This window comes from Streptomyces sp. NPDC088246, from assembly GCF_044741025.1.
Taxonomy (GTDB): domain Bacteria; phylum Actinomycetota; class Actinomycetes; order Streptomycetales; family Streptomycetaceae; genus Streptomyces.
Genome location: NZ_JBIURV010000004.1, coordinates 15,774 through 37,154, shown reverse-complemented (window position 1 = coordinate 37,154; position 21,381 = coordinate 15,774). Strand labels below are relative to the sequence as shown.

Below are 21,381 nucleotides of genomic sequence, written 5' to 3'. Positions count from 1 at the left end.
CACCTGCGGAGACTTCGACATCAGTGGCGACAACGTCCCTTCCGGGTGCAGGCCGGGCCACGCCTCCCCGCTCGGCTGACACGGACTCTGATGCGCCCACGCCGCACCTGGGCAAAACCGGGGCGAGCGGTGGGGCCGCCACGCTAGGTTGCCACCATGGCTGAATTCGTACTGGTGGCAGGCGCGTGGCTCGGATCGCGGGCGTGGGACGAGGTGGTGTCGGAGTTGCGTACGGCCGGACACGGCACCCACCCGGTAACACTGTCCGGCCTCGCCGAGAAGCAGGGCGTGCAGGCAGGGCAGCAGACCCACGTCCGGGACATCGTCGACGAGGTGGAGCGCCACGATCTCCACGACGTCGTCCTGGTCGGGCACAGCTACTCGGGCATCCCGGTCGGCCAGGCCGCCGAACGCATCGGTGACCGGCTGGCCCGTGTGGTGTTCGTCGACTCCGAGATTCCGGTCGACGGCGAATCGTTCGCCTCCGGCTGGTGGGCGGGCCGCGAGGCGCTGGAGGCCTCGATCGCCGGGAACGACGGCCTCTGGGCACCGCTCACCGACGCCGACTTCGACGGCCAGGGCCTCACCGACGAGCAGATCGCCCGGATCGTGGGCGGCTCGACACCGCATCCGGGCACCACGCTGACCGAGCCGGCCGTACTGGCACGCCCGCTCGGCGAGCTTCCGGCGACCTACATCAAGTGCCTGCTCGACGGCGACGAGCCGAACGGCGACGTGGCCAAGCTGCTGGCCGGCAGCGAGCATTGGGAACTGGTCGAGATGGACACCGGCCACTGGCCGATGTTCTCCCAGCCGCGCGAGCTGGCACGGATCCTGCACCGGTCGGCCGTGGAATCCTGAGCCCCGGACCGGAGTGGCACGCCCCGGATCAGGTGGCAACCCGGGGCCGGGGGGCACGCCCGAGGCGGGGGGGGCACGCCCGAGGCGGGGGGGCACGCCCGAGGCGGGGGGCACGCCCGAGGCGGGGCACGCCCGAGGCGGGGCACGCCCGAGGCGGGGCACGCCCGAGGCGGGGCACGCCCGGGGCCGGGGCAGCCACGCCCCGTCCTCATCCGCGGCGGCGCTTGGGCCTGGGTGGCGGCCCGTACGCCTGCATCAGGGCGTTGCGCACGGCGACGCGTCCGGCCGCCCGGAACGCCCCGGGTGGGAGTCGGCTCCATGCACCTTGATGCGCTGCAGGACGACCGCCACCGCGGCGACGGTCGCGGACTCGCGGTCGGCGAGGTCGGCCAGCTCCTCGCGCACCCCCTGGATGAAACCCTCGTGGAACGAGGCGAGTTCGTCCGCCGGTCAGCCTTTGACCGACGCGGTGCCGGCGGCCTCGAACACGACCCCTTCCTCCCAGGGTTCGAAGTCCGCGACGACCTGCGCGTAGTCGGAGGGACAGCTGGCCTGACGGACGTACGACGCCTGGACCCCGCGGAGCGGGTGGGACGGGAAGGCTCTCGTTCCGGGCATCGGCGCGGAGGCCATTGCCTCACGGTAGCCGGGCCCGGCCGGTCTCGGAATCCGTGGCCGTGACCGGCAACAAAGAATGTGGTGATCCGGCCCTCCGGTAGCCATGCTGCCCCCATGACCTCCTCATCGATCGACTCAGCCTCGGACTCCGCGCCCGCCCCCGCACCTTCGAACTGGGCGGCACCGTCACCATCCCCCGGCTCGGCTTCGGCGCGATGCAGCTGCCGGGGCGGTGGAGCGGGCCGTCACCGGCGGCGGGCCCCGCCGACGCACAGCGATTCGATCGTGTTCACCGGCAGCGCCGAAGACTGATGCCCGTCCGGATAGACCCGGACACCGACGCGGACACCGCCAGTCCGCCGCTGCCGTCCTTCACTCCTCCCCGAGCCCCGACCGCAGCTGTACGAAGGCGAGTTCGGCGGCCTCGACCGCACCGCCGTACGCCTCGTCCGCGCTCTCCCCCGCGTCGATCCGCCGCCAGTTCTCCAGGCCCAGGATGCGCTGTACGGCGATGATCTGGCCCGCGGCCAGCCTGTCCCGCACCCGGTCGCCCAGGGCACGGGCGAGCGCCGCCTCCGAGCGGCCCTGGTAGGCGTACATGCGGGCCACCAGGGACGGCGTCCCGTACAGCAGCCGCATGAACGCCAGCACCTGAGGCGCATCACAGAGCCCGGTCACCGGGTCGCGCCGCTCCAGGCCGTCCAGGAAGTGGCGGCGCAGGGCGCCCAGGGGGGACTCGGTGTCCGCGCGGGCTGCGACGACACGGGCCGCCTCGTCCTCATGGTCGGCGAACCGGTGCAGGGCCAGGTCCTCCTTGGTCGGGAAGTACCGGAACAGCGTCGGCTTGGAGATGTCCGCTGCGGCCGCCACCTCCGCCACCGAGACCTTGTCGAAGCCCCGCTCCAGGAACATCGCGATCGCGGCATCGGAGACCGCCTGGTACGTCAGCTGCTTCTTCCGCTCACGCAGGCTCATCGGCGCACGGACCGCAGAGACTGCGGGGGGCGTATGCACCGCCGCCCCGGGCCAGGCTTTCTCTCCGCTCATGACCATGAAGCGTACGCCTTGACCTCAACCAGACTTGACGTCCGAGGGCGGTCGGACGGGCGCCGGACGAGCCGGCCGCCGACAGCCGGAAGGGTTGCGAGCTGCTGCCGGGTTGTACCGAAGTGAGTTGCGGGCAGCGGGGGCGGCGGCCCGGCCTTGCCCCCTCAGTCCCGCGCCCGCGCCTCCACCAGGGCCTCGACCCCGTCCAGCACGCGTTCGAGCCCGAACCTGAACTCGTGGTCGGGCTCGTCCGGCGTCCCCATCACCTCGGACTTCAGCAGCCGGGAGAGCGACGGATGCCGTACGGGGTCGACGAGCCGGTCCAGGGTGCGGGCGTATCCGGCCATCACTTCCTGCGCCGGGATGCCGCGCGCCTCCACTGCGGCGGCGAGATCACCCATCAGCAGCGCCTCGTTCCGTACGAACCCGCTGACCAGGAGGATGACGGAGACCTCCTCGCCCGCGCTCAGGCCGGTGCCTTCGAGAGCCTGGAGGCCCTGCTCCCACCAGGCGACGGAGTTCGGGCTGGCCGGCGGGCCCGAGATCGGGATGCGGAGCATCCACAGACTGCGGTGGAACACCCGACGCTGCGCCCACGCCCACTGCGCGAGCGCCTCCCGCCAGCCGGCGTCTTTCTCCAGTGCGGGCAGCGGGGGCGGCGGACCCATCGCCGCCTCCTGCATCAGGACATAGAGCTCGCCCTTGGCGGACACATACCGGTACAGCGACATCGTCGACGCGCCCAGTTCCTTGGCGACCCGCCCCATCGACACCGCCCCCAGCCCCTCGGACGCCGCCACCGCCACCGCGGCGTCCACGATGCGGGTCAGACTCAGCCCGGGCTTCGGTCCCTTGGCCGGACGCTCGCGCAGCCCCCAGGCGGCCTCGATGCTGGCCGGCAGGCCCGTACCGCCCGACGGGCCCTTCTCTTCAGTCACCTGGAACCCCACCTTCCCTTGACGACCATCCTAGTTATGCGTAACCCCTACGCGCTATCGCGTATGCCATACGCCGAAGGGATGGGTGCACCCATGGCAGCCGTGATCGAGGCTCACGGCCTCACCAAGTCGTACGGAAAGTCCTCGCCCCGGTGCTGGACAGTGTCGACCTCCGGGTCGACCGCTGCACCGTCTTCTCCTTGCTCGGCCCCAACGGCGCGGGCAAGACCACCGCCGTACGCGTCCTGGCCACACTCACCACCGCCGACAAAGACACCGCACGCATCGCCGGGTACGACGTCGTCGCCGACCGGAACCGGGTTGGGGGCGGGAGAAGGAGCGGGGCTGGGTGCGTGCAGCCGCAAGGCGGCACGGATCGCATCCGTACAGACCGACTGTGCCCCGGAAGAACGCTACAACTCCTTTCGGCGCAAAGGAGGTTGGATCCGGACGGCCGTTTGACGGCAGGCCCTAGAACACATCCGGGCACCAAGCCCGCCGCGCCGCCCGGAACATCCCCTCCGCCAGCGCCACCGCACCCGGCGTGAGTTCCTCGATGCGACCCAGGGCCGCCAGTCGCGCCGGGGACTCGTCGCCCAGGTAGAGCGTCCCCAACTCCCTTACGTCCAGGGCGAGATCGGCGGCGGCCGTGGTGGGGGTGCAGGTGGCGCCGGACGGGGAGGCGTCGAGGCGGTAGCGGCCGGTGGTCAGGCCCGTGGCGTCGTGGATGTCCAGGGTCAGTGCGCCGGGTACCGCGTAGGTGCGGGCCTCCAGGGCGCGTACGATGTCCAGGACCCGTATCCAAAGCCAGTCCGCCTGGGTCACGATGCGGGCCGCGCGCGGGTCCGGGAGGAGAAGTGGCAGCAGGTCGTCGGGGGCGCGGTGGCCGGTGCGGACCGTGGTGATCCAGTCGATCGAGCAGACGAAGTGCCACAGCGCGCGCTCCGCGGCCGGGGTGACGGCGATCTGGCCGAGCACCGTGGCCCGGTTCAGCGGTTGCTTGGCGTCGCCCCAGTTGTCGTCGGCGCGGTAGGCGACCAGGCCGTCGGGCTCGCCGTCCGCGTTGCTGTAGACGGCGTAGAAGGGCTCCGTCCAGGTTTCGGGGCCGGACAGGTTCTCGCCGGTGTTCAGTTCCCACCAGCGCGTGTCGCGGCTGACCGCGCCGTGCTGCCGGGCACGCAGCCGCTCGTGGAGGGCCGGGCCCAGTTTGCGTACGTCCGCGCCACTCACCAGGTCGATCCGGCCGCCGTCCTGCGCGGAGGGCCCCGACCAGCGCGGGTCGAGGCCCGTCCGCGGTACGTCGATCTCCCACTCGGTGGTCCACGCCGCCGGGCCGAACCCGTACCGCCCGTAGATCGGGTACTCGGCGGCGATCAGCGTGGCGACCACGTCGCCGCGCTCCTTCGCCGCCGCCAGGTCCGTGGCCATCATCCGGCTGAGCAGCCCGCGACGGCGGTGCGTGGGAGACACCGTGACGTTGGAGACCGCGTCGGCCTGCACCGAAGCGCCGCCGACGACCGTGAGCTCCTGCGCGAACGAACGGAACGTGGCCACGCACCGCCCGCCGTCGAACGCACCCTGCGTACGGGCCAGGTCGGTGTACGGGAGGCGGCCGGCGACCTCCTCAGCCGTCACCACCGGCGGGCGCAGAAAGCCGGTGTTCAGGGCCTGCCGCCAGCCTGGGAACTCGGATTCGGTGATCGTACGAACGTCAAGGCGCATACACCCCACGCTAGATACAGGCTCACCGATTGTCGCGCGGTTTTCCCGCCGACGGGGAATCCGGTCAGAACGCTGCCCGGATCTCGCCGACCTCGCCGCCGCCGCCCAGCAGAGGCGTGCGTCCGATCCGGGAGACCACCGGGGCGTCGATGCCGAGCAGGCGCAGCGACTGTGCCAGCACCGGGCCGAGTGCTCGCGTCGCACCGTCGTCGATCTTGAAGGCCAGTGCCCGGCCGTCCGCCAGCGCCACCGCCTGCACCGCCTCCGCGCCCATCTTGGAGAGCGTGCCCGGCACTTCCCGCATCAGCCAGGTGTCGGGGCGGCGCGTTCCGGCCACGTACTCGGGATGGGCCCGCATCGCGTCCCCGACCCGGCGCTCCGCCGACCCCGGCTCCGCCAGCACGAACGAACGGAAGGCCCGCGCCAGACCCACCAGACTGATCGCCATCAGCGGAGCCCCGCACCCGTCCGTACCGACCGCCGCGACCGGCTCCCCGGCAGCCTCCTCGACCACCTGGTGGACCAGTTGCTGGAGCGGGTGCGACGGATCGAGGTACGAGGCCCGGTCCCAGCCGTTCACCGCGCACACCGCGAGCATCGCCGCGTGCTTGCCGGAGCAGTTCATGGTGATCCGGTCCCGGACGTGGCCCGCGGCGAGATACGCCTCCGCCTCCGCCGGATCCAGCGGCAGATCGGGCGGGGTCTGCAGATCGCCGGACGTCAGTCCGTGTTCGGCGAGCATCGTGCGTACGAGTTCGAGGTGGAAGTCCTCGCCCGAGTGGCTCGCGGCGGCCAGTGCCAGCCGCTCCCCGGACAGATCGAGCCCGGCCCGCAGCACCGCCGCGGCCTGCATCGGCTTGTTGGAGGAGCGCGGGAAGACCGGCGCCGCCGGGTCGCCCAGCACCCGCTCCACGCTGCCGTCGGCGGCCAGCACGACCAGCGAGCCCCGGTGCCGGCCCTCCACGAAGCCGGACCGTACGACCTCGGCCAGGACGGGGTGGGCGGGGGATATGGCGGAGGGAGCAGCGAGGGCGGCGCTGGAGGTCATGGTGGCCTTCCGGGGACGGGCGGACCAGCCCTCGGAAGGGTCGCTTCAGGCGAGCAGGTCGTCTACTTGTGCTTCACCATCACGGTACCTGCGGGCGATCTCCGCACTGCAATCGTCAGCGGTCCGTTGCAGCTGGTGACGGCGTCGGGAGACCTGCTGTTCGTAGCGGACCAGGCGCCCCATCGCGGCGTGCAGCTCTTCGTCCGTACGGGCGTCGAGGTCGGAGAGTTCGACCTCGGCGAGCGTCTCGGCCGCCAGCCGGCGGTACTCGTCGCTGCGCGGTGTGGTGAGCGTGACATGCCTGGCGGAGGAGCGGTGCCGGGACGGGGTGTCGGCGAGGATCTCCGAGAGCCGGTCCACCACGGGTGTCTCCGGATCCAGCCTTCGGGCCAGCTCGGCCCGCAGGATGTCGATCCGCCCCTGGACCAGCCGCCGCACATAGCTGAGGTCGGCCTCGTCGCGCTGCGATTCGCGGCGCAGGGTGCGCAGCTCCGGCAGCCGCAGGCCGTCCAGCTCGGACTGCGGTCCCGCGGACGGGCCGTCCACCAGACCGTGACCGGTTCGCTGCACGGGTGGGCGCATGGTGCTGGTGCTGGTACTGGTACTGGTGCCGGTGCGCGTGCCCGGCACGGCACCGGGGGACTGCCCGGTTCCATAGGTACTCATGCTGTTGTCCATCCCCTCGACCGGTGCGTCGGCGCACCGCCTTCCGAGCATGGTGCCACTCCCGTGGGGCCTGTGTGGATGCTCTGTACCCGTTCAGCCCAAGATAGGTTGGTCTGTATGCGTGCAGTGGTACAGAGGGTGGACGGTGCGAGCGTCACGGTGTCCGACGGCGCGGGCGCTTCGGGCGGGCCCGAGGTGGTCGGCGAAATCGTCGGCGAGGGGCTGTGTGTGCTGGTGGGAGTCACCCACGGGGACACCGCGGAGAAGGCGGCGCAGCTCGCCCGCAAGCTCTGGTCGGTCCGCATTCTGGAGGGCGAGAAGTCCTGCTCCGATGTGAATGCACCACTTCTGGTGATTTCGCAGTTCACTCTCTACGGGGACGCCCGGAAGGGGCGCAGGCCCACCTGGAACGCCGCGGCGCCCGGCGAGATCGCCGAACCGCTGGTCGACGAGGTGGTGGCACAGCTGCGGGCGCTGGGGGCGCAGGTGGAGACGGGCCGGTTCGGGGCGGACATGCGGGTCTCACTCACGAACCACGGCCCGTTCACCGTCGTCATCGAGGTCTGAGCCGGGTCTGAGCGGGTCGGGTCCGAGTCAGGTCTGAGCCAGGTCGAGCAGTCGGTGCAGACGGTCGCGCGTAGAGAATCTACGCACAGCTACGGTTCCACCACCGTCTCCTGGGCTGCGGCCGTGTCCCCCGCGAGCAGCTCCGCGTCCACCGCGACGTTCCGCTTGACCAGGGCCAGTGCGATCGGTCCCAGCTCGTGGTGGCGGGCGGACGTGGTGATGAAGCCCAGCTGACGGCCTTCGGCACCGTCCGCGGCGAGCCGTACCGGTGTGCCGTGCCCGGGCAGGACGACCTCGCTGCCGTCGAGGTGCAGGAAGACCAGGCGCCGCGGCGGCTTGCCCAGATTCTGCACCCGGGCCACGGTCTCCTGACCGCGGTAGCAGCCCTTCTGGAGGTGGACGGCGGTGCCGATCCAGCCCAGCTCGTGCGGGATGGTGCGGTGGTCGGTCTCGAAGCCGAGGCGCGGACGGTGCGCCTCGACGCGCAGCGCCTCGTACGCCAGGATGCCGGCCACGGGGCCGTGCCCGGCCGCGTACGTCTCCAGGTCGGCGCGGGGCAGGAACAGATCCCGGCCGTACGCCGTCTCCCGTACCGTCACGCTGTCCGGGACCTCCGCGATGGAGCCGGCCGGCAGGTACACCAGGGCGAAGTCCTCGGTGCGGTCGGCGACTTCGACCCGGTAGAAGAACTTCATGGATTCCAGATAGGCGACGAGGTCGCCCTGCGTGCCCGGTTCGGCATGCATCCACACGGTCTCGCCGTCGTCGACGAGATAGAGGGCGTGCTCGATGTGCCCGTTCGCGGTGAGGATCAGGGCCTCGGTGGCCTGTCCCGGGGCGAGTTCGCTGACATGCTGGGTGAGCAGGAGATGCAGCCAGGTCAGCCGGTCGCTGCCGGTGACGGTGACGACGGCGCGGTGCGAGAGGTCGACGAGGCCGGAGCCGTCGGCGAGGGCGCGCTGCTCGCGGAACAGGTCACCGTAGTGCGCGGCGACGCCTTCGTCGCGGCCTTCGGCGGGGACGGCGCCTGGCAGGGACAGCAGGGGGCTCTTCATGCGACCAGCGTACGACGCGATTTACGGCCGCCCTCCAGCTGCCGGTCCTAAGCCTTAAGGCTTGGTACCGGCCGCGTCGGCCGTCCGGGCCGCACCCTCGGACGCCGCCTTCGCCGTGCAGTCGGCGCAGCGGCCGAAGATCGCGAAGTGCTTCATGTCCGTCTCGAAACCGAAGGTGCCCTGCAGCTTCGCGGTGAACTCGGCGACGACGTCGACATCGGCCTCGATGACGTTCGTACAGTCGCGGCAGACCAGATGGATGTGGTGGTGGCGGTCGGCCAGGTGGTACGTCGGTGCCCCGTGGCCCAGATGGGCGTGGCTGACCAGCTCCAGCTCCTCCAGGAGCTCGAGCGTCCGGTAGACGGTGGAGATGTTCACGCCGGACGCGGTCCTGCGCACCTCGGAGAGGATGTCGTCGGGCGTCGCGTGTTCCAGCGTGTCGACGGCTTCCAGAACAAGCTGCCGCTGCGGCGTCAGACGATAGCCGCGCTGCCGGAGATCGGTCTTCCAGTCGGTGCTCACCACAGGCCCAGTGTAGGACCGGGTGAGCACCTGTCCGCAGCTTTGCGCGAGGGGAAACCCGTGAACGGGCCGGACTACTTGAAGAAGGCGATGCCGTCGTCCGGCAGGTCGCCGAGGCTCTTCGCCATCGCCTCGACCTCTTCCGGGGTGACGGTCTTCTTCAGATGCGCCGACATGTACGGGCGCAGCTCCACCTCGGGGGTGGCCTTCTCGCCGACCCACATCAGGTCGCTCTTCACATAGCCGTAGAGACGCTTGCCACCGCTGTACGGGCCGGAGGCCGCGGTCCGGGCCACCGCGTCGGTGACCAGGTCGATCTGCGGCTTCTTGTCGGCCAGCTCGCCGTACCAGATCTCGATGACGCCCTGGTCGCGGACCATGACGACCTCGACCTTGCGGTCCTTGTCGATGCGCCAGTAGCCGGACTCGGACTCCAGCGGCTTGACCTTCTTGCCCTCGGAGTCGAGCACCCAGGTGTGCGAGACGTACTCCAGGAAGTCCCGGCCGTCGTGGCTGAAGGAGACTTCCTGGCCGAAGTTGCACTGCTCGGCGCCGGGGAAGTCGGAGACACCGGCGCCCGCCCAGTTGCCGAGGAGGAAGGCCAGCGGGACGAGGTCCGGGTGGAGGTCGGACGGGATCTCGATCATGAGCGGCTCAGACGATCTGTGAGGTGGGGGCGGGTGACTGCGGACGTGACACATCGGGCACGAATGTCACGTTCGTGACGGGGGGTGCCGGCGCGGACGGAGGCGAGGGCAGCGAGGGTCAGCGCTGACCCTGGTACAGCTTCTTCACGGTCACGCCGGCGAAGGCGAGAACGCCGATGCAGACCAGGACCAGCAGGGCGGAGAAGAATGCCTCAAGCACGGGAGCTCCTTGGAACGAGCGGTATGGCAGCAATTCGGGGCCGGGCCCCAGCCTAATGGGTTGGGGCCCGTCCCGTCGGTTCGGGGTTTGCCCGGGATCGCCGAGGGGCAGGTCAGCCCAGCAGCTGGTTCTGCAGGATCAGCGTCTGGTGGAACGGAACACTCCGAGTGCCCTCCTTGCCCTTGCGGGACTGGACGACGAGGGCGAGCGTGTCGCCGGCGACCAGGTAACCCTGGCGGACTTGCGCCTCGCCGTACGGCTTCGCCTCGTCGTACGCGTACGACGCGGTGCGCTCCACCTTGCCCGCGCCGTTCCAGCCTTCGTCGAGGACCATCCCGGACGTCTCGGACGTCCCGACGAGCGGCACCCCGGAGGGGGTGTCCTGGACGATCGCGTCCCTGAAGTACTGCGCGAAGGCCGTCGAATTGAACTGCACGAGATAGATCCGGGACGACGTGCCGTCGGGCATCGTCCAGCCGCGGGCGGCGACGTGCCGCGGAGCAGAGTCCTTCAGTATGTGTGTGATGTCGGAGCGCTTGCCCTTCACATACTCGGAGAGGTACTGCTCCGTGCTCACCCAGCCGCCATCGAGCTTCTTGTCCACGGTTGCTCCGGCCGGGGCGGGCAGCAGCAGACGCCGCAGGTCGGCGTGGTGGATCTCGGCGACATTGCCGTCGCTGTACGGGCGGGGCGAGCCGGCCGGGAGCGCGGGCAGGCTGAGCTCGGGGTAGTCCCAGCGGCCGTCGCTCTCGGTCGCCAGACCGGGCACGTCGGTGCGCTCCATCGAGGTGATGCCGAAGGCCGTACCGGCGCCGAGGCCGCCGAGAACCAGGGCCGCGACAGTCCACCGGGCGACGGCCCGCAGGACGCGCCTGGGCTGCTTGGGCACCGGCGGCGGGGCCGACGGAGGCTCGGGCGCCTGCGGTACGGGGGTGGCCTCGGAGGGCGCGGCGGGCTCGGTCCCGGCGGGCGCGGCGGGCGTTTCCGTCGTCTGCTCGGTCATACGTACTCCCCCGGAGACGCGATGTGGTTGAGCTGGTCCTTCAGCAATTCGGCGACGGCCGCCCGGTCGAAGGGCACGGTGCCGGATGCCGAGACACTGATGCTCAGCTCACCGTCGTACGCCATGCACTCCATGGACACGATGGAGTCCTCGCCGCCTTCACTGTCCTTGCGCAGGAGGAAGCACTTGGCGTTCCTCGTGTGTCCCTGGATCTTCGGCCCCTGGCGGAAGATGCCGATGGTCTCGAAGAGGTCCGACCTGACGTTGTAGAGGTTCCGGACCGCCTTCTTGTCCTTCATCCGCATGATCTGTGTTTCCACCAGCAGGTCGTTGCCGTCCGGTACATAGGAACGGACGGCCATGCCCTCGATACGGAGCTCGTCGATCCGCTTCTCGTAGTCCCGGCGTTCCTTGCCCGCGAGACCGTGGGCGCTCTCCTTCACCGCGGCTGCCGCCTTGCTGCCGCTCTGCTCACCGTCGTTGCCCATCTCTCCGATGTCGGGGCCGAGCCGGTAGCCGATCGGGACCGGCAGCAGCAACTTGCTGAGCTCGGTGGAGGCCCTGCCCCGGGCCACGTCACCGGCCGGGTCCTTGCCCGGCTTGCGCTCGGGCTCCTGCCAGAGGACGGTCCTGACGCTGTGGTCCGCGCTGTCCACCGTGCTGCTGGTGTACGCGGCCGCACCTCCGACCGCGGCGATCACCAGCACGACGGGGAGCGCTGTGCGGATCACCCGGCGTGCCCGGCCGGGGGCGGCCGGGGGAAGCGGGGCCGCGGGCCCGGGAGCGTCGGCGCTCCCGTCGGGCGTCATCACCTGCGTGGTCACGTCGTTCACAGGCGCTCCAGCTGTCGCTCGGCCAGCGTCCGGATGTCCTTCTTGCTGATCGGTACGGTGTCGTAGATGTTGATGTCGGCCATGATGTCGCCGCGGTACACGATGGCCCTGGCCCGATAGGACGGCAGATAGCCCGGCTTCCGCTCGACCTCGTAGAGGTAGTAGCGGCCGTTGCCGCTTCCCTTGAGCGGATCGCCGTCGTTGCCCGCACCGAACTCGGTGCCGGGCATGTACGAACGCTGGCCCTCGGCCAAGACCTGGGCCTCCTGCACGACGCCCGAGCGGAACTGCACGAGATGGGTCTCGGCGGTGCGGTACTGCCCGCGCTTCCAGGCGGCACCCGCGATCCGGCGCATGTCGGACTCCAGGAAGTACTCGTACTGGTCGCCCTTGTCCCTGAAGGTGCGGGCGTACTCGTCCACGCCCAGCCAGCCGTCGCGGAGGCCCGGCGCCGCCTTGTCCTCGCTCCAGCCCGCGGGCCTGTCGGCGAGCAGCTTGCGCAGGTCGCCGTCCGTCCTGACCTGATGGTCCTGGGACGCGGGCAGCGGGTCGGGGGCCTTGTCCGCGGGCAGCGCCTTCGCCGGGTACACCAGATCGGGCTGCGACAGGGCGGGCAGCGCGGTCGGAGCGCGTCCGGCCTGCACGTCGTAGCCCACGGCGGTGCCGCCGGCGATACCGAGCACTGCGGCAGCGGCGATCAGCAGGGTCGTGCGCCCACGCGGGCGCTTCACGACGGGCGCGGCGACCGGTGCGGCCCCGGGCTCGGCCACGGGCGCCGACTCGGGAACGGGCTGGGGCTGAGGCTCGGGCTCGGGTCCGGCCTCAAGCACCGGCTCCGGCTCCGGCTCCGGTGTCTCTCCCGCCGGCGATGGCTCCAAGGCACCGGCCGGTATCTCCTTCGCCGCGAGCGGCCCGGCCTGCTCGTCAGGAATGGTGTCTTTCGGTTCCAAAAGGGGTCCCCCCACGAGACCTGAGGCACGAATTCCGTTATCCGCGCACACACCTGACTGCCACCGAGGAGATGAGGTTGCCCACCCGACGATTACAGTTCGGCATATGCCGAAGAAGCTCGTGATCAAGGTGACTGCCGGTGCCGACTCCGCCGAGCGCTGCTCGCAGGCGTTCACGGTGGCCGCGGTCGCCGTCGCCAGCGGCGTGGAGGTCTCGCTCTGGCTGACCGGTGAATCCTCATGGTTCGCTCTGCCGGGGCGCGCCGCGGAGTTCGAACTGCCGCATGCCGCGCCGCTGCCGGATCTGATCGAGTCGATCCAGGCGGGCGGGCAGATCACCCTGTGCACGCAGTGCGCGGCCCGTCGCGACATCACCGAGCAGGACGTCCTGGAGGGCGTACGGATCGCGGGCGCCCAGGTCTTCGTCAGCGAGATCATGGCCGACGGCGTCCAGGCCCTCGTCTACTGACGCACCCGCGCCGTACCCGCTACCGCCGCTTCTTGCCGTCGAGCTCGTCCCACCACTCGTCGGACTGCGGGTCGCCCGACGGATCGTCCCACCAGCGGTCCTCCGGACCCCGGCGGTTGGCGACCATGGCCGCGACGGGCGGGATCACCATGGCGACGACGCACATCGCTACCGCGGCGGGCATCGACCACAGTCTGACAAAGGACCAGGCCGATACGAAGAGGACGATGCAGCCGCCCATCATGAGGAAATAGCCGCGACGGCGCCGGGCGTACATAACTCAAGCGTAGGCCCGCTCCCACCCACACGAACGGCGCGAAGGGCCGCACCCCGCTACAGAAGGCGTCCAACCCCCGGGGTACGGCCCTTCGGCCGGTAAGGCGTCGCGGGAGCTCCGGGCCGGTTCGACGGACGCAGTCCGGCGCAGCGGCTCGAAGCCCGCGAAGCGGCACGAGGCCGCGTTCGGAACTAGACGGCGATCGCGACCTCGGAGAGGCCACCCGTCTGCGCCACGACCGTGCGGTCGGCGCTGCCGCCCGGGACGAGGGCGCGCAGCGTCCACGTGCCCTCGGCCGCGTAGAAGCGGAACTGTCCGGTCGCCGAGGTCGGGACCTCCGCGGTGAACTCTCCGGTCGAGTCCAGCAGGCGCACGTAACCGGTGACGGGTTCGCCGTCGCGGGTCACGCTGCCCTGGATGGTGGTCTCACCGGGCTTGATGGTCGAAGCGTCGGGGCCGCCGGCCTTTGCTCCACACATGGTGTTCTGTCCTTCTGGGTCGGGGGTCGTGCTGGTCCGGGTCGTGCGGAGTTACTTGTTGGCGCCGAGCTCGATCGGCACACCCACGAGGGAGCCGTACTCGGTCCACGAACCGTCGTAGTTCTTGACGTTCTCCTGGCCGAGCAGCTCGTGCAGCACGAACCAGGTGAGCGCGGAGCGCTCGCCGATACGGCAGTACGCGATGGTGTCCTTCGCCAGGTCGACCTGCTCGTCCTCGTAGAGGGCCTTGAGCGCGTCGTCCGACTTGAAGGTGCCGTCGTCGTTGGCGTTCTTCGACCACGGGATGTTGCGGGCGGTCGGCACGTGGCCGGGGCGCTGGGACTGCTCCTGCGGGAGGTGCGCCGGGGCGAGCAGCTTGCCGCTGAACTCGTCGGGCGACCGCACGTCGACCAGGTTCTGGCTGCCGATCGCCTTCACGACTTCGTCGCGGTAGGCACGGATCGACTCGTCCTGCGGCTGGGCCTTGTACGCGGTGGCCGGGCGCGACGGGATCTGGTCGCCGTCGACCAGGTCGCGGGAGTCGAGCTCCCACTTCTTGCGGCCGCCGTCGAGCAGGCGGACGTCCTGGTGTCCGTAGAGCTTGAAGTACCAGAACGCGTAGGACGCGAACCAGTTGTTGTTGCCGCCGTACAGGACGACAGTGGTGTCGTTGCCGATGCCCTTCTCGGACAGCAGCTTCTCGAAACCGGCCTGGTCGATGAAGTCGCGGCGGACCGGGTCCTGGAGGTCCTTGGTCCAGTCGATCCGGATCGCGTTCTTGATGTGGTTCTTCTCGTACGCCGAGGTGTCCTCGTCGACCTCGACGAGAGCGATCTTCGGGTCGTCGATGTGGGCCTCGACCCAGTCGGCGTCTACCAGGACGTCACTGCGGCTCATTCTGTTCTCCTCCGGGGCAGTCTGCGGCGAGATGGTGCGAGACGGTGCGTGATGCGGATGTACGGCGGCACAGGGTGCGGCGCACGTGCACAGGCGATCGGGATGGGCCCTGACATCGGTCGAAGGGCCGGGGAATGCGGGGTGCCGAAGGCTCCCGCTCAGACAGTGCGACAGAGCATGGCGGCGACGCGGCACAGGTCCACTGCCCGCCGCTTCGTGAGATCCGCCCGTCCCCGCTGTGGGAGACCGCCAATAGAGCACTGCATGGGACCGATCGTAGGGAGGTGCGGGCGGGCATGTCACCGCCGTGTCGTATCGTGAGACACGATCGCCCGCGATGCGAGACACGCATGGCGTTACGGCTTCTCCCGCGTCGGTCCTTCGCCGTCGACGCCCGTCAGTCATCTACGGATCGGACGCAGCCGTCTCAATATGTGGCGCGCAGGGTCGTCGATGCCCCCATGTGCCGGTCGGTCTTGGACCGACCGGCACATGGGGGGGGTGGGAGTAGGAGCGGGGCTGGGTGCGTGCAGCTGCAAGGCGGAGGAGGGAAGCAACGCGAAAGGGGTCCCCTCATGCCTTTCGGGCCCTTTCGGGCTATGGGGGAGTTGTTGACCGACGACAACGCCGGAGGGGGTCCCCCCTGGCCCTTAAGGCCTTGGGGGAGTGCGTGCCCAGCCCCGCGACGCCGCCCCCCATGTGCCGGTCGGTCTTATCCCGCGAGCCGTACGTCCGTGCCCGTCACCGAGATCTCCAGGCCGTCGGCGGTCGGCTGGATCTTCTCCAGCTTGAGACCGCTGGGCAGACCGCCGACCTCCCGCTCGAAGTCGGTCTTCTCCCGCACCAGACCCTCCAGCCCCGGGATGCCCTCGCCCGGCACCTTGTCCGCGTGCACCTTGAGCGTGTGGCCGTCGACCAGGGTGACGGTGGAGAGCACACTGCGCGAGAGCGGGTTGCCGAGGATGTCGACCGTGCCGGTCACCTTCACCTTGCCGTTGCCGCCGTACTCGACGACGACGCCGTCGCTGGCGGCCTTGGTCAGGTCCTCGTACGAGATGACGGCGGTGCCGGTGGCCCGGGCAGCGGTGGCACTGGAGTAGCCGTCGGCGAGCTTCACCTCGTGCAGCGCGGCGTTCATCCGGCTGATCCGGATCCTGCGGCCGTTGGCGTCGGTCTCGATGCCGGTGATCTTGACGTCGACCTCGTCGAGCTGGTCTCCGGCGACCTGCGTCAGGAACGGGAATCCCTTGATGGAGACGTCCGTCGAGCCGATCGTGGCGCCGGTGACCTGGACCCGCCCCTCGACCTCCGACTCGGCGAAGTACACCGCCGCCCGGTCGACGGCGACGAAGATCCCGCCCAGAACCACCACTGCCACCAGCAGTATTCGCAGTGCACGCATGCCCGCTCTTCCCCCACCCTGAATCCGGCCGGACCCCTGGCGCCCGCACATCCACTATGGATGCACGGCGCGCCCGGGGTGATCGACGAGTGATCGCCCCCCTTCGGTTCCCGGGGCGATGCCGTTCCGCGCTACGAGATCGCGCGGCCGATCAGATAGACGGCGGGGGCCGCGGCGGTGAGCGGCAGTGCCACACCGGCCGTCATGTGGACGAACCGTGACGGGTAGTCGTAGCTCGCCACCCGCAGCCCGATCAGTGCGCAACCGCCCGCCGCGAGGCCGAGCAGCGCACCCTTCGTACCGAAGTCGGTGAACGTCCCCGCCACCGCACCGGCGCCCGCGGCAGCGAGCAGCGCCACCACGACCGAGGCAGGTCCGGGCAGCGGCAGCGCGCGGACGAGCACGGCGACCGCGACGGCCACCGCGCCCACCGTCACCGCGTCCGGGACCGCCGCGAGATGTCCTGCGGCCAGGACGGAGAGGGCGGCCGACGCGACGGTGGCCATCAGCCCTTGCATCCGCTCGTCGGCGCTCGCGTGACTGCGCAGCTGGAGTACCACGGTGAGCAGCACCCAGACGCCGAGGGTGCCGAGGATGGCGGCCGGTCCGTTCTCGCGGCCCGCGGCGAGCAGTGCGATGTCGGCTACGAAGCCACCGGCGAACGCGAGCGCGATGCCCTGCCGGGCCGGCCACATGCCGTTGAGCCGGAACCAGCCGGCCGCGGTCACGGCCTGGAGCAGCACCAGGGGTACGACCAGGGCGTACGGCCCGATCGCGGCGCCGAGGGCGAGCAGCAGCCCGAGTCCCGCTGTGATGCCGGCCGGCTGCATGCCCGGCGCGATGATCGGCGAACGGCCCTCGGCGCGGGCGCGCTGGGCATCGGTGATGCGGCTGTTGCCCAGGGTGGTGGGCGCGCTGTAACCGGCGGCATCCTGCGCGGATGCGGTGGCGGCCGGAGCCGCGCCGGCGGGTGCGGCCGCCCGGACCGGCTCGGCCGCGACGGGTGCGACCGGGACCTCGGGAGGCAGCGGGTAGGAGCCGGAGGCACCCAGCGGCGGCTGCGGATATCCGGTCTCGGCGGCGGCCGGAACGGGCTGCTGCACCGGCTGGGAGTGCTGTACGGGCTGGGTGGGCCGGATGGCCGGCTGGTACTGGGTGTCCCAGGTCTGGCCCTCCCAGGTCTGGGCGACACCGGGATCCTGCGGGCCGTGCCCATCAGGCGCGCCGGGCTCCTGCATGTGCCCGGCCGGCCACGCGGGCCCGGGGTTCGCCCGGGGTGCCTGGTTAGGGTCGTACGGGCCGTGCGCCTGTTGCGGGGCTCCGTAGGGGGCCTGCTGACCGTACGACTGCGCGCCGTAGGACTCGCCCCCGTACGACTGCTGACCGTAGGACTGATCCGCGTACGACTGATTTCCGTACGACTGCACGCCGTAGGGCTGGTCGCCGTAGGACTGCTCCCGGTACGGCTGCGCAGGCTGCGGCTCCTGGCCGTTCAGCGGGTCGTACCCGTAGCCCGGGTCCTGTCCGTACGGATGCTGCTGATCGTTGCTGCTCATGTTCTGCGGTTCACCCTCCTGCGAACGGCGGGAGCACCTCGACCGTGCCGCCCTCGGCAAGGCGTACGGTCTCATGACTGCGGGTCCCCACGGGGGCACCGTCGATGAGGAACGAGCACCTTTGGAGCACTCGGGTGAGCTCACCGGGGTGCCGCTCACGCACCGCGTCGAGCGCCTCGGCGAGGGTCGCGGCCGTGTACGGCTCCTCCGCGGTCCCGGCGGCGGCCTTGGCGGCGGCCCAGTAGCGGATCGTTCCCGCAGGCATGGCGGAGTTCCTCTCGTCTCGCATCAGCTGTCCATCATGAATCACCGCGCCACCGCCCAGTCGCCGATGCGGGTGAGCAAGCTCTCGTCGGCGGCGTTCTCGGCATGGCCCATGCCGCACTCCAGCCACAGCTCGGCGCCGTCGCCCGCCGCGGCCGCCAGCATCCGGGGGTGGTCCAGCGGGAAGTACGGGTCCTGGTCGCCGTGCACGATCAGCAGCGGGGCCGGGGCGATCAGCCCGGCCGCCTCGACCGGCGGGAGCGGCACCGGATTCCAGTCGTTCCGGTCGATCCGGGTGCGGAACCCGTAGCGGCCGACCAGCCGGCCGACGGGTCGGGTGACCACCCAGTGCAGGCGGCGCATCGGAGCCGTGCCCCGGTAGTACCAGCGGGCAGGGGCGCTCACGGCGACCACCGCATCCGCGTGCGCCCCGTTGCGCGCCTCAATGCGCCCCTCGCGCTCCGCAACGCCACCGGCTTCCGCGCCGGCCGTTGATCGTCCCGTATACAGCGCCCCGTGCCGCAGCACCACGGAACCGCCCATCGAAAACCCGACGGTCACGATCCGCCGGTGTCCGAGCGCCCGCGCCCACTCCACCGCAGCCGCGAGATCCAGCACCTCGCGGTCGCCCACCGTCGACCGCCCGCCGGACCCACCGTGCCCCCGGAAGGAGAACGTGATCACGGCCGCACGCTGGGCGAACACCCCGGCGGCACGCCGCACCGCGGGCCGGTCCACCGATCCGGTGAAACCGTGCGCGACCACGATCGCAGTACTGTCGAAGGATGTTTCCGCAGCAGCCCCGGCGTCTGCCGTACACGGCTCGTACACCGCCTCGATACGGACCCCGTCATCGGTCCGCAATGTGGTGCGCAGTGGACCCGGCGTGATCAAGGGAACAGAAGAACTCGGAAATCGCCCCTCGGACACTGAACTCATGTGGGCTATTCTGCTGGGAAGAGGATCCGGGCAAAGCAGCCCCCGGGTCCTTTTGTGCTTTCCAAGCGTTGTTACGGCGACGTTTCCACAAGCTCAGCGGCCCCGGGGCGCGGGACCGCACCCGTAAAACCCGTATGACGAATGTCGTACGGCAGACAGTACGAAAGCCGGCACGAAACGTACGAAGAAGTGCTGCATACTCCCCCGGGCCCGAGCCCGGGAGTGCCCCTCTCGCAGGGAACGAGGAGGACCGACGTAATGGGCGAGCGAACCGTGCACGATCACCGACCGACGACCCAGGCAGGTGGGCGGCGATGAGTTCACTGCTGCTCCTGACGAATGCCCTTCAACCGTCGACGGAGGTACTTCCGGCCCTCGGTCTCCTGCTGCACAGCGTGCGGGTGGCGCCGGCCGAAGGCCCCGCTCTCGTCGACACCCCCGGTGCCGACGTCATCCTGATCGACGGCCGCCGCGATCTGCCGCAGGTGCGGTCGCTGTGCCAGCTGCTGCGGTCCACCGGACCGGGCTGTCCGCTGATCCTCGTCGTGACGGAGGGTGGTCTCGCGGCCGTCACCGCCGACTGGGGCATCGACGACGTACTGCTGGACACGGCGGGACCGGCCGAGGTCGAGGCCCGGCTGCGGCTGGCCACCGGCCGGCAGCAGATCAGCGCCGACGACTCCCCGATGGAGATCCGCAACGGCGATCTGTCGGTCGACGAGGCGACGTACAGCGCGAAGCTCAAGGGCCGGGTCCTGGACCTGACCTTCAAGGAATTCGAACTGCTCAAATATCTGGCACAGCACCCGGGCCGGGTCTTCACCCGCGCCCAGCTGCTCCAGGAGGTCTGGGGCTACGACTACTTCGGCGGTACCCGGACGGTCGACGTCCATGTGCGGCGACTGCGCGCCAAGTTCGGCCCCGAACACGAGTCGCTGATCGGTACGGTCCGCAACGTCGGCTACCGCTTCGTCGCACCGGAGAAGGTGGAGCGTGCCGCCGAGGAGGCCAAGGCGCAGGCCGCGGCGAAGGCGGCCGCCGAACCCGTAATCCGTCCGGAGCAGTCGCGCGTGGCCGAGGTCGTCGAAGAAGCCCCGGTCCGGCCTGCCAGCCGGTAGGTCCATCCGCGTAGACTGCCGCGCGTGGCCAAGGTGACGCGGGACGATGTGGCGAGACTGGCGGGTACGTCGACCGCGGTCGTCAGCTATGTCATCAACAACGGACCCAGGCCGGTCGCCCCGGCCACGCGCGAGCGGGTGCTCGCCGCGATCAAGGAGCTGGGCTACCGGCCCGACCGAGTTGCCCAGGCCATGGCCTCGCGGCGGACCGACCTCATAGGGATGATCGTGCCGGACGCCCGGCAGCCGTTCTTCGCGGAGATGGCGCACGCGGTCGAACAGGCTGCCGCCGAGCGCGGAAAAATGGTGCTCGTCGGCAACTCCGACTACCGCGACGAGCGCGAGGTCCACTACCTGCGGGCCTTTCTCGGCATGCGGGTCTCCGGGCTGATCCTGGTCAGCCAGGGCCCCAGCGAGCGGGCGGCGGCCGAGATCGAGGCATGGGACGCGCGGGTCGTGCTGCTGCACGAGCGGCCCGAGGCGATCGATGACGTCGCGGTCGTCACGGACGACATCGGCGGCGCCCAGCTCGCCACCCGGCACCTGCTGGAACACGGCAACGAGTACGTGGCGTGCCTCGGCGGCATGGAGTCGACCCCGGTGGTCGGCGACCCGGTCGCCGACCACGTCGAGGGCTGGCGCCGTGCGATGCACGAGTCGGGGCGCTCGACGGAGGGCCGGCTCTTCCAGGCCCCGTACAACCGTTACGACGCCTATCAGGTGGCGCTGAAGCTGCTCGCGGGTCCGGACAGGCCGCCGGCCATCTTCTGCTCGACGGACGACCAGGCCATCGGTGTGCTGCGGGCCGCGCGCGAGCTGCGGATCGATGTGCCCGGGGATCTCGCCGTGGCGGGTTTCGACGACGTGAAGGAAGCCGGTCTGACGGATCCGCCGCTGACCACGGTCTTCTCGGACCGCCCGGCGATGGCACGGGCGGCCGTGGACCTGGTGCTCGACGACGCGTTGCGGGTGTCGGGGTCGCGGCGGGAGCGGCTGAAGCAGTTCCCGTCTGCGCTGGTGGTGCGGCGGTCGTGCGGCTGCGGGGAGCTCACGGTCGGGGCGCGATAGGCCCGGCGGGCCGTACCTGCGTACCTCTTGTCCCTGCCGGGCCGTACCCCTGTACTTACCGGCGGGCCGTACTCCCTTGGACCGACCGGCACCGACCGGCACCGACCGGCACATGGGGGGCGGCGTCGCGGGGCTGGGCACGCACTCCCCCAAGGCCTTAAGGGCCAGGGGGACCCCCTCCGGCGTTGTCGTCGGTCAACAACTCCCCCATAGCC

At 70.6% G+C, this 21,381-nt stretch carries 26 protein-coding genes and 1 pseudogene; 6 read left to right on the top strand and 21 right to left on the bottom strand.

Annotated features, from left to right (window positions below; translation table 11 throughout):
• The first annotated feature begins 156 nt into the window (after window positions 1–156).
• Window positions 157–861 carry an alpha/beta fold hydrolase gene (locus ACIPEK_RS07615; protein WP_401991970.1) on the top strand — a complete coding sequence of 235 codons (705 nt, stop codon included), beginning with the start codon at window positions 157–159 and terminating at the stop codon, window positions 859–861.
• Window positions 862–1,116: 255 nt separating this feature from the next.
• On the opposite strand, the gene ACIPEK_RS07610 is transcribed toward ACIPEK_RS07615, so the two are convergent.
• From ACIPEK_RS07610 to ACIPEK_RS07595, 4 genes are all read right to left on the bottom strand, one after another.
• A complete protein-coding gene (locus tag ACIPEK_RS07610) occupies window positions 1,117–1,266 on the bottom strand; it encodes a hypothetical protein (protein ID WP_401991967.1) in 150 nt (49 codons plus the stop codon).
• A 45-nt stretch (window positions 1,267–1,311) separates the two neighbouring features.
• A complete protein-coding gene (locus ACIPEK_RS07605) occupies window positions 1,312–1,494 on the bottom strand; it encodes a hypothetical protein (protein ID WP_401991964.1) in 183 nt (60 codons plus the stop codon).
• 357 nt (window positions 1,495–1,851) lie between these two features.
• Window positions 1,852–2,532 carry a TetR/AcrR family transcriptional regulator gene (locus ACIPEK_RS07600; protein ID WP_401991961.1) on the bottom strand — a complete coding sequence of 227 codons (681 nt, stop codon included), beginning with the start codon at window positions 2,530–2,532 and terminating at the stop codon, window positions 1,852–1,854.
• 158 nt (window positions 2,533–2,690) lie between these two features.
• Window positions 2,691–3,464, bottom strand: coding sequence for a TetR/AcrR family transcriptional regulator (locus tag ACIPEK_RS07595; protein ID WP_401991958.1), 774 nt, complete (start codon window positions 3,462–3,464; stop codon window positions 2,691–2,693).
• A 63-nt stretch (window positions 3,465–3,527) separates the two neighbouring features.
• Here ACIPEK_RS07595 and ACIPEK_RS07590 point away from each other — a divergent pair.
• Window positions 3,528–3,787 (top strand): annotated as a pseudogene (locus tag ACIPEK_RS07590) (ATP-binding cassette domain-containing protein); the annotation flags it as partial.
• A 148-nt stretch (window positions 3,788–3,935) separates the two neighbouring features.
• Here ACIPEK_RS07590 and ACIPEK_RS07585 read toward each other — a convergent pair.
• The 3 genes from ACIPEK_RS07585 to ACIPEK_RS07575 all read right to left on the bottom strand — a co-directional run bounded on the left by ACIPEK_RS07585 (window position 3,936) and on the right by ACIPEK_RS07575 (window position 6,900).
• Window positions 3,936–5,186 carry a GNAT family N-acetyltransferase gene (locus ACIPEK_RS07585; protein ID WP_401991955.1) on the bottom strand — a complete coding sequence of 417 codons (1,251 nt, stop codon included), beginning with the start codon at window positions 5,184–5,186 and terminating at the stop codon, window positions 3,936–3,938.
• Window positions 5,187–5,250: 64 nt separating this feature from the next.
• A complete protein-coding gene (locus ACIPEK_RS07580; RefSeq protein ID WP_401991952.1) occupies window positions 5,251–6,234 on the bottom strand; it encodes an asparaginase in 984 nt (327 codons plus the stop codon).
• A gap of 45 nt (window positions 6,235–6,279) precedes the next feature.
• Entirely contained in the window at window positions 6,280–6,900 is a 621-nt protein-coding gene (locus tag ACIPEK_RS07575; RefSeq protein WP_401991949.1) for an ABC transporter substrate-binding protein, read from the bottom strand.
• 117 nt (window positions 6,901–7,017) lie between these two features.
• On the opposite strand from ACIPEK_RS07575, the gene dtd reads away from it, so the two are divergent.
• On the top strand, window positions 7,018–7,467 hold the full coding sequence (gene dtd / locus ACIPEK_RS07570; protein WP_383072618.1) for a D-aminoacyl-tRNA deacylase: 450 nt from the start codon (window positions 7,018–7,020) through the stop codon (window positions 7,465–7,467).
• Window positions 7,468–7,556: 89 nt separating this feature from the next.
• Here dtd and ACIPEK_RS07565 read toward each other — a convergent pair whose 3' ends face one another.
• The 6 genes from ACIPEK_RS07565 to ACIPEK_RS07540 form a co-directional block, all read right to left on the bottom strand.
• Window positions 7,557–8,522: a YgfZ/GcvT domain-containing protein gene (locus ACIPEK_RS07565; RefSeq protein WP_401991946.1), complete on the bottom strand. Its 966-nt coding sequence runs from the start codon at window positions 8,520–8,522 to the stop codon at window positions 7,557–7,559.
• Window positions 8,523–8,576: 54 nt separating this feature from the next.
• Window positions 8,577–9,047 (bottom strand): Fur family transcriptional regulator, encoded by a 471-nt coding sequence (locus ACIPEK_RS07560; protein WP_401991943.1) that lies wholly within the window; start codon window positions 9,045–9,047, stop codon window positions 8,577–8,579.
• A 71-nt stretch (window positions 9,048–9,118) separates the two neighbouring features.
• Window positions 9,119–9,691 (bottom strand): FABP family protein, encoded by a 573-nt coding sequence (locus ACIPEK_RS07555; protein ID WP_114245760.1) that lies wholly within the window; start codon window positions 9,689–9,691, stop codon window positions 9,119–9,121.
• Window positions 9,692–10,023: 332 nt separating this feature from the next.
• The gene (locus tag ACIPEK_RS07550) at window positions 10,024–10,914 is read right to left on the bottom strand and encodes a hypothetical protein (protein WP_385649173.1); all 891 of its coding nucleotides are present in this window, start codon (window positions 10,912–10,914) and stop codon (window positions 10,024–10,026) included.
• Window positions 10,911–11,747 carry a hypothetical protein gene (locus ACIPEK_RS07545; protein WP_401991939.1) on the bottom strand — a complete coding sequence of 279 codons (837 nt, stop codon included), beginning with the start codon at window positions 11,745–11,747 and terminating at the stop codon, window positions 10,911–10,913. Before ACIPEK_RS07545 ends, ACIPEK_RS07550 begins: the two co-directional genes overlap by 4 nt.
• Window positions 11,744–12,697, bottom strand: a complete 954-nt coding sequence (locus tag ACIPEK_RS07540) for a hypothetical protein (RefSeq protein ID WP_401991936.1) — start codon at window positions 12,695–12,697, stop codon at window positions 11,744–11,746. Before ACIPEK_RS07540 ends, ACIPEK_RS07545 begins: the two co-directional genes overlap by 4 nt.
• A gap of 106 nt (window positions 12,698–12,803) precedes the next feature.
• Here ACIPEK_RS07540 and ACIPEK_RS07535 point away from each other — a divergent pair, with 106 nt between their 5' ends.
• Window positions 12,804–13,166, top strand: a complete 363-nt coding sequence (locus tag ACIPEK_RS07535; protein WP_093540233.1) for a DsrE family protein — start codon at window positions 12,804–12,806, stop codon at window positions 13,164–13,166.
• 19 nt (window positions 13,167–13,185) lie between these two features.
• Here the strand turns inward: ACIPEK_RS07535 and ACIPEK_RS07530 are convergent, their stop codons facing one another.
• The 8 genes from ACIPEK_RS07530 to ACIPEK_RS07495 all read right to left on the bottom strand — a co-directional run bounded on the left by ACIPEK_RS07530 (window position 13,186) and on the right by ACIPEK_RS07495 (window position 18,980).
• Window positions 13,186–13,443, bottom strand: coding sequence for a DUF3099 domain-containing protein (locus tag ACIPEK_RS07530; RefSeq protein ID WP_401991933.1), 258 nt, complete (start codon window positions 13,441–13,443; stop codon window positions 13,186–13,188).
• A gap of 191 nt (window positions 13,444–13,634) precedes the next feature.
• Complete coding sequence (locus tag ACIPEK_RS07525) at window positions 13,635–13,922, bottom strand: DUF1416 domain-containing protein (protein ID WP_018490348.1); 288 nt, start codon at window positions 13,920–13,922, stop codon at window positions 13,635–13,637.
• 51 nt (window positions 13,923–13,973) lie between these two features.
• Window positions 13,974–14,819: a sulfurtransferase gene (locus ACIPEK_RS07520; RefSeq protein ID WP_401991930.1), complete on the bottom strand. Its 846-nt coding sequence runs from the start codon at window positions 14,817–14,819 to the stop codon at window positions 13,974–13,976.
• A gap of 158 nt (window positions 14,820–14,977) precedes the next feature.
• Complete coding sequence (locus ACIPEK_RS07515; protein WP_350983699.1) at window positions 14,978–15,085, bottom strand: putative leader peptide; 108 nt, start codon at window positions 15,083–15,085, stop codon at window positions 14,978–14,980.
• Window positions 15,086–15,531: 446 nt separating this feature from the next.
• On the bottom strand, window positions 15,532–16,221 hold the full coding sequence (locus ACIPEK_RS07510; RefSeq protein WP_401991927.1) for a DUF2993 domain-containing protein: 690 nt from the start codon (window positions 16,219–16,221) through the stop codon (window positions 15,532–15,534).
• A 131-nt stretch (window positions 16,222–16,352) separates the two neighbouring features.
• The gene (locus ACIPEK_RS07505; RefSeq protein WP_401991925.1) at window positions 16,353–17,777 is read right to left on the bottom strand and encodes a hypothetical protein; all 1,425 of its coding nucleotides are present in this window, start codon (window positions 17,775–17,777) and stop codon (window positions 16,353–16,355) included.
• 10 nt (window positions 17,778–17,787) lie between these two features.
• Entirely contained in the window at window positions 17,788–18,042 is a 255-nt protein-coding gene (locus ACIPEK_RS07500) for a MoaD/ThiS family protein (protein ID WP_093899708.1), read from the bottom strand.
• Between the two features lie 41 nt (window positions 18,043–18,083).
• Window positions 18,084–18,980, bottom strand: coding sequence for an alpha/beta hydrolase (locus ACIPEK_RS07495; protein ID WP_401991922.1), 897 nt, complete (start codon window positions 18,978–18,980; stop codon window positions 18,084–18,086).
• A 314-nt stretch (window positions 18,981–19,294) separates the two neighbouring features.
• Here ACIPEK_RS07495 and ACIPEK_RS07490 point away from each other — a divergent pair, with 314 nt between their 5' ends.
• Complete coding sequence (locus ACIPEK_RS07490) at window positions 19,295–20,098, top strand: winged-helix domain-containing protein (RefSeq protein WP_401991919.1); 804 nt, start codon at window positions 19,295–19,297, stop codon at window positions 20,096–20,098.
• Between the two features lie 24 nt (window positions 20,099–20,122).
• On the top strand, window positions 20,123–21,166 hold the full coding sequence (locus ACIPEK_RS07485; RefSeq protein WP_401991916.1) for a LacI family DNA-binding transcriptional regulator: 1,044 nt from the start codon (window positions 20,123–20,125) through the stop codon (window positions 21,164–21,166).
• Window positions 21,167–21,381 lie beyond the last annotated feature (215 nt).

Excerpts from the sequence above, each read along its gene's own strand:
- ACIPEK_RS07550 (WP_385649173.1), bottom strand. The coding sequence starts at position 10,914 with ATGACCGAGCAGACGACGGAAACGCCCGCCGCGCCCGCCGGGACCGAG.
- ACIPEK_RS07555 (WP_114245760.1), bottom strand. The coding sequence starts at position 9,691 with ATGATCGAGATCCCGTCCGACCTCCACCCGGACCTCGTCCCGCTGGCC.
- ACIPEK_RS07510 (WP_401991927.1), bottom strand. The coding sequence starts at position 16,221 with ATGCGTGCACTGCGAATACTGCTGGTGGCAGTGGTGGTTCTGGGCGGG.
- dtd (WP_383072618.1), top strand. The coding sequence starts at position 7,018 with ATGCGTGCAGTGGTACAGAGGGTGGACGGTGCGAGCGTCACGGTGTCC.
- ACIPEK_RS07495 (WP_401991922.1), bottom strand. The coding sequence starts at position 18,980 with ATGAGTTCAGTGTCCGAGGGGCGATTTCCGAGTTCTTCTGTTCCCTTG.
- ACIPEK_RS07600 (WP_401991961.1), bottom strand. The coding sequence starts at position 2,532 with ATGGTCATGAGCGGAGAGAAAGCCTGGCCCGGGGCGGCGGTGCATACG.
- ACIPEK_RS07515 (WP_350983699.1), bottom strand. The coding sequence starts at position 15,085 with ATGCAGTGCTCTATTGGCGGTCTCCCACAGCGGGGACGGGCGGATCTC.
- ACIPEK_RS07580 (WP_401991952.1), bottom strand. The coding sequence starts at position 6,234 with ATGACCTCCAGCGCCGCCCTCGCTGCTCCCTCCGCCATATCCCCCGCC.
- ACIPEK_RS07615 (WP_401991970.1), top strand. The coding sequence starts at position 157 with ATGGCTGAATTCGTACTGGTGGCAGGCGCGTGGCTCGGATCGCGGGCG.
- ACIPEK_RS07565 (WP_401991946.1), bottom strand. The coding sequence starts at position 8,522 with ATGAAGAGCCCCCTGCTGTCCCTGCCAGGCGCCGTCCCCGCCGAAGGC.
- ACIPEK_RS07575 (WP_401991949.1), bottom strand. The coding sequence starts at position 6,900 with ATGAGTACCTATGGAACCGGGCAGTCCCCCGGTGCCGTGCCGGGCACG.
- ACIPEK_RS07525 (WP_018490348.1), bottom strand. The coding sequence starts at position 13,922 with ATGTGTGGAGCAAAGGCCGGCGGCCCCGACGCTTCGACCATCAAGCCC.
- ACIPEK_RS07490 (WP_401991919.1), top strand. The coding sequence starts at position 19,295 with ATGAGTTCACTGCTGCTCCTGACGAATGCCCTTCAACCGTCGACGGAG.
- ACIPEK_RS07500 (WP_093899708.1), bottom strand. The coding sequence starts at position 18,042 with ATGCCTGCGGGAACGATCCGCTACTGGGCCGCCGCCAAGGCCGCCGCC.
- ACIPEK_RS07505 (WP_401991925.1), bottom strand. The coding sequence starts at position 17,777 with ATGAGCAGCAACGATCAGCAGCATCCGTACGGACAGGACCCGGGCTAC.
- ACIPEK_RS07520 (WP_401991930.1), bottom strand. The coding sequence starts at position 14,819 with ATGAGCCGCAGTGACGTCCTGGTAGACGCCGACTGGGTCGAGGCCCAC.
- ACIPEK_RS07535 (WP_093540233.1), top strand. The coding sequence starts at position 12,804 with ATGCCGAAGAAGCTCGTGATCAAGGTGACTGCCGGTGCCGACTCCGCC.
- ACIPEK_RS07605 (WP_401991964.1), bottom strand. The coding sequence starts at position 1,494 with ATGGCCTCCGCGCCGATGCCCGGAACGAGAGCCTTCCCGTCCCACCCG.
- ACIPEK_RS07530 (WP_401991933.1), bottom strand. The coding sequence starts at position 13,443 with ATGTACGCCCGGCGCCGTCGCGGCTATTTCCTCATGATGGGCGGCTGC.
- ACIPEK_RS07585 (WP_401991955.1), bottom strand. The coding sequence starts at position 5,186 with ATGCGCCTTGACGTTCGTACGATCACCGAATCCGAGTTCCCAGGCTGG.